This is a genomic window from Nostoc sp. (genome assembly GCF_036917155.1).
Classification (GTDB): Bacteria; Cyanobacteriota; Cyanobacteriia; order Cyanobacteriales; family Nostocaceae; genus Nostoc.
Genome location: NZ_JBALDZ010000015.1, coordinates 1 through 3,392 on the forward strand (window position 1 = coordinate 1; position 3,392 = coordinate 3,392).

5 protein-coding genes are annotated in these 3,392 nt (G+C 42.1%); 4 read left to right on the forward strand and 1 reads right to left on the reverse strand.

Translation table 11 applies throughout. The features are described from left to right. Positions 1-201: 201 nt before the first annotated feature. Entirely contained in the window at positions 202-855 is a 654-nt protein-coding gene (gene trmB, locus V7K67_RS02025) for a tRNA (guanosine(46)-N7)-methyltransferase TrmB (protein WP_334708727.1), read from the reverse strand. Positions 856-1,117: 262 nt separating this feature from the next. On the opposite strand from trmB, the gene V7K67_RS02030 reads away from it, so the two are divergent. The 4 genes from V7K67_RS02030 (at position 1,118) to V7K67_RS02045 (ending at position 3,255) form a co-directional block, all read left to right on the forward strand. After that, the gene (locus V7K67_RS02030) at positions 1,118-1,846 is read left to right on the forward strand and encodes a MotA/TolQ/ExbB proton channel family protein (protein WP_334733304.1); all 729 of its coding nucleotides are present in this window, start codon (positions 1,118-1,120) and stop codon (positions 1,844-1,846) included. A gap of 42 nt (positions 1,847-1,888) precedes the next feature. Continuing rightward, positions 1,889-2,569 (forward strand): ExbD/TolR family protein, encoded by a 681-nt coding sequence (locus V7K67_RS02035; RefSeq protein ID WP_335165053.1) that lies wholly within the window; start codon positions 1,889-1,891, stop codon positions 2,567-2,569. A 9-nt stretch (positions 2,570-2,578) separates the two neighbouring features. Then, positions 2,579-2,755: a hypothetical protein gene (locus tag V7K67_RS02040; protein ID WP_335165055.1), complete on the forward strand. Its 177-nt coding sequence runs from the start codon at positions 2,579-2,581 to the stop codon at positions 2,753-2,755. A gap of 137 nt (positions 2,756-2,892) precedes the next feature. Further along, positions 2,893-3,255, forward strand: a complete 363-nt coding sequence (locus V7K67_RS02045; protein ID WP_334708731.1) for a phage holin family protein — start codon at positions 2,893-2,895, stop codon at positions 3,253-3,255. Positions 3,256-3,392: the final 137 nt, after the last annotated feature.

A 3,392-nucleotide genomic window follows, 5' to 3' on the forward strand; every position in this document is an offset into this window, starting at 1 on the left:
AGTCCTATTCTTGGGCGAAAGTCTAAATTTAGGCACTCCCCCGTGATTACAGAAGCCCCAACTTCAACCGTACTCGGTAAGTTGGGGTAGTTCACGCATACTATGTACTGAAGAGCCAAACATATAAACTCTACAATTTCAAGATAACAAGCCATATTTGCCATAGCGCTAGATGATCGCATGATCGCACTATAACTATAACTACTCCTCATTCACAACTTCTCGCCTGACAAACAAAGCTCGATAAACAGGTTCACCCTTATTTTGGGTATATGTTTCCCTTTCTGTAGGCACTTGTAGGGGGTTCTCAGCCAACCATTCTCCTGTACCAATTTTCTCAAAAGCTGGATTTTCTGCAAAGCGATCGCGCATTTCCACAGCGATAAATTCCATATCTGATTGCAGAAATACCAACCCTCCAACCGCAAGATACTTAGCTAAATCTACCACTAGTTCTGGTTGGACTACACGACGTTTCGCATGGCGGGTTTTAAACCAAGGATCGGGAAATTGAATTGTAACGCGTTGTAAACTTCCTGAAGGGAGGGAAGATAAAAGTGAGTGCAGTGAGTTATTCACATTACAAAATAAATAGTGCAGGTTTGTTAAACCTAACTCAGAACGTAACTTATTCGCCTCCACCACCAGCGGTTCCCGAATTTCTAAGCCTAGATAATTCCAATTGGGTTCTATCTTGGACATATTCAATAAAAATACTCCTTTAGCGCAGCCAATATCTAAATGTAGTGGTTGATTTGGCTTTACATAAATTTTTTCCAAGTCTTGGGGACTTGCTGGTGTTTGATACTTTTTACCAAGTGGATTAACATGCTGGCGGACTCGGACTGCTGCCAAAATTTGCTCTCCTTTACGTGAAAATATCTTGTGGTGAAACCCAGGTTACAAGGAAGTCTAGCAAAAGTATGCCAAAAATTATCGGTCTATCATTCAATTGCTTACCCAGCATCAAGTTTGTATAGCAGTCGCAGTCAAATACGCCTGTTTTTTGAGGTTTTCGAGAAATTTATATTTTGGAAGTCCCTCATTTTGCATTAATCTCTAGAATTAAAATGCCTTAGCACATTTGCTTTAGTCATGGAGGGAGGAAACTTAAACAGTGGATATTTTAGATTTGTTTTATAAGGGCGGGCCAGCGATGTGGCCAATGCTTGTTCTATCAATTCTGGCTGTAAGTGTGATTTTTGAGCGTTTGTGGTTCTGGTTGCGAATTTTGACTCAAGAAAAGCAAATAGTCGATCGCATCCTGGATGCTGCCCAAGATAACTGGGAATTAGCTGCGGACATCGCTAAACAAGCAAGCGATCAGCCTGTCGGGCGTTTTCTCTACGCCCCTCTACGCTTAACGAAAAACGATGCGGAAACCTTTCGACTCGCACTAGAGGCTACAGCAGAAGACGAATTAGCTGGGATGCGGCGGGGCGAAAAACTTTTAGAAGCTGTGATCGCCCTAGCGCCACTGCTAGGATTGTTGGGCACAGTTTTGGGTTTAATCCACTCTCTGCGCTCAATTAGAATTGGCGATTTGGGAACTGAATCCACCGCTGGGGTGACTACTGGTATTGGTGAATCCTTAATTAGTACGGCAAGTGGGCTAATAGTTGCGATTATTGCTTTGGTATTTTACCGCCTATTTCAAAGTTTTGTAGTCAACCAAGTCAAAGTTTTTCGGAAGGCAGGAAATGAGATGGAATTGCTCTATCGCCAGTCCCCACCTGATTTTAGCAATAGTACATCAGCAATTGTACGCGAAAATTTCACTCCACCCCGCAAGCCAGGAAAGACTAGGCTTCCTGAACCTCCTGAACCCCCGAATACAGCTAATTAATAGTCAAAAATTCAACCCCCGAACCAGATTTTAGAGTAAGACATGAAAGTTAATCTACATACTCCAATTGAAGAAGTCCAAATTCAAATCATCCCTTTAATTGATGTCGTTTTTTGTATTCTGACATTTTTTTTGTTAGCGGCATTACAATTTACAAGGCAACAGGCAATCAATGTTGATTTGCCTAAAGCCAGCCCTAGTAGCATATCTGGGATAACGTCACAGACTGGAAGTGTGATTGTGACTATTGATGCCGTTGGTAATACTTACATAGAAAAGCAACCTGTAAAACAGGAAGATTTGAGACAGAGTTTAAAACAGTATCTCCAACAAAATCCCAATGCTGTTGTTGTGCTGAATGCTTCACGGACAGCAACTTACAATGATGTAATTGAGACATTGGACTTACTGCGGCAAGTAGGGGGCGATCGCGTTTCTTTGGGCATTATTCCTGGCCCATCTCAACCACCCATAAACTCACTTAACCAGCCGACTGTTCCTTCTTTCCCAATCAATCCTGGTGCTGCACCAGTTCCAGGTATCAATCCTGAAGGGAATATTACCCCTAAATTTCCCTTAGCACCTAATTCTGTACCCTTTCCTAGTATAAGTCAGCCTCCAACTGGACAAGGCATCAGTCCTATCAATCCTGGTATTTCAAACCCACCAGCATCTCAAGCGCCTGTAGCACCCAAACAAACCCAACCTCCTCTTAAAAGATGATATAGGGATATGGGGCATTGGGCATTGGGCATTGGGCATTGGGCATTGGGCATGGGGTATGGGGCATTGGGCATGGAGAATAGACAAGGAAGAGACTTAGACTTGTTCAATAATTCCCCCTCATCTCCCTCATCTCCCTCATCTCCCCCACTCCCCATTTCTCTCCAATCTCTTTCCCAAACCTAAAGATATCTGAAATAAAATTCGGCTAGAGAAAAATTTACTGCTAATTTATAAATAATTGGTTGAGCTTTAAAGATTTTTCCACCGATAAACTGAAGTAATTTATCACCAATTGCCATTCACGTTTCAGGGGTTGTGGCATGAATATTGTGACGCTTTTAATTGTTTGGGTAGTAACAGCTATCAGCTTGTTGATTATTAGCAAATTGCCTCTGGGAGTCGAAATTGACACTCCAGGTAAAGCCTTCTTTTCTGCCGCAGTGCTTGGTATCGTAACGGCAATAGTCAGACCGATTTTAAGTCTCGTTTTTGCAGTACCAAATTTACTTACCTTAGATTTATTATCCGGCATTTTCACCTTTATGATTGCCGTGGTTTGTTTTAGTATTGCTGCTTGGTTAGTGGAGGGCTTTCGCTTGCGTTACGGCATTTGGAGTGCTGTTATTGGGGCATTTGCACTGACTATAATTAACAGCTTGCTCTACAAAATATTGGGTGTATAAATTTAAGAGTTAGGAGTTAGGAGTTAGGAGTTAGGAGTTAGGAGTTAGGAGTTAGGAGTTAGGAGTTAGGAGTTAGGAGTTAGGAGTTAGGAGTTAGGAGTTAGCAGTTAGCAGTTAGCAGTTAGCAGTTAGCAGTT

What these genes read in the sequence shown, in the direction of transcription:
- V7K67_RS02035 (WP_335165053.1), top strand. Translation starts at nt 1,889, where the DNA reads ATGAAAGTTAATCTACATACTCCAATTGAAGAAGTCCAAATTCAAATC.
- V7K67_RS02045 (WP_334708731.1), top strand. Translation starts at nt 2,893, where the DNA reads ATGAATATTGTGACGCTTTTAATTGTTTGGGTAGTAACAGCTATCAGC.
- V7K67_RS02040 (WP_335165055.1), top strand. Translation starts at nt 2,579, where the DNA reads ATGGGGCATTGGGCATTGGGCATTGGGCATTGGGCATTGGGCATGGGG.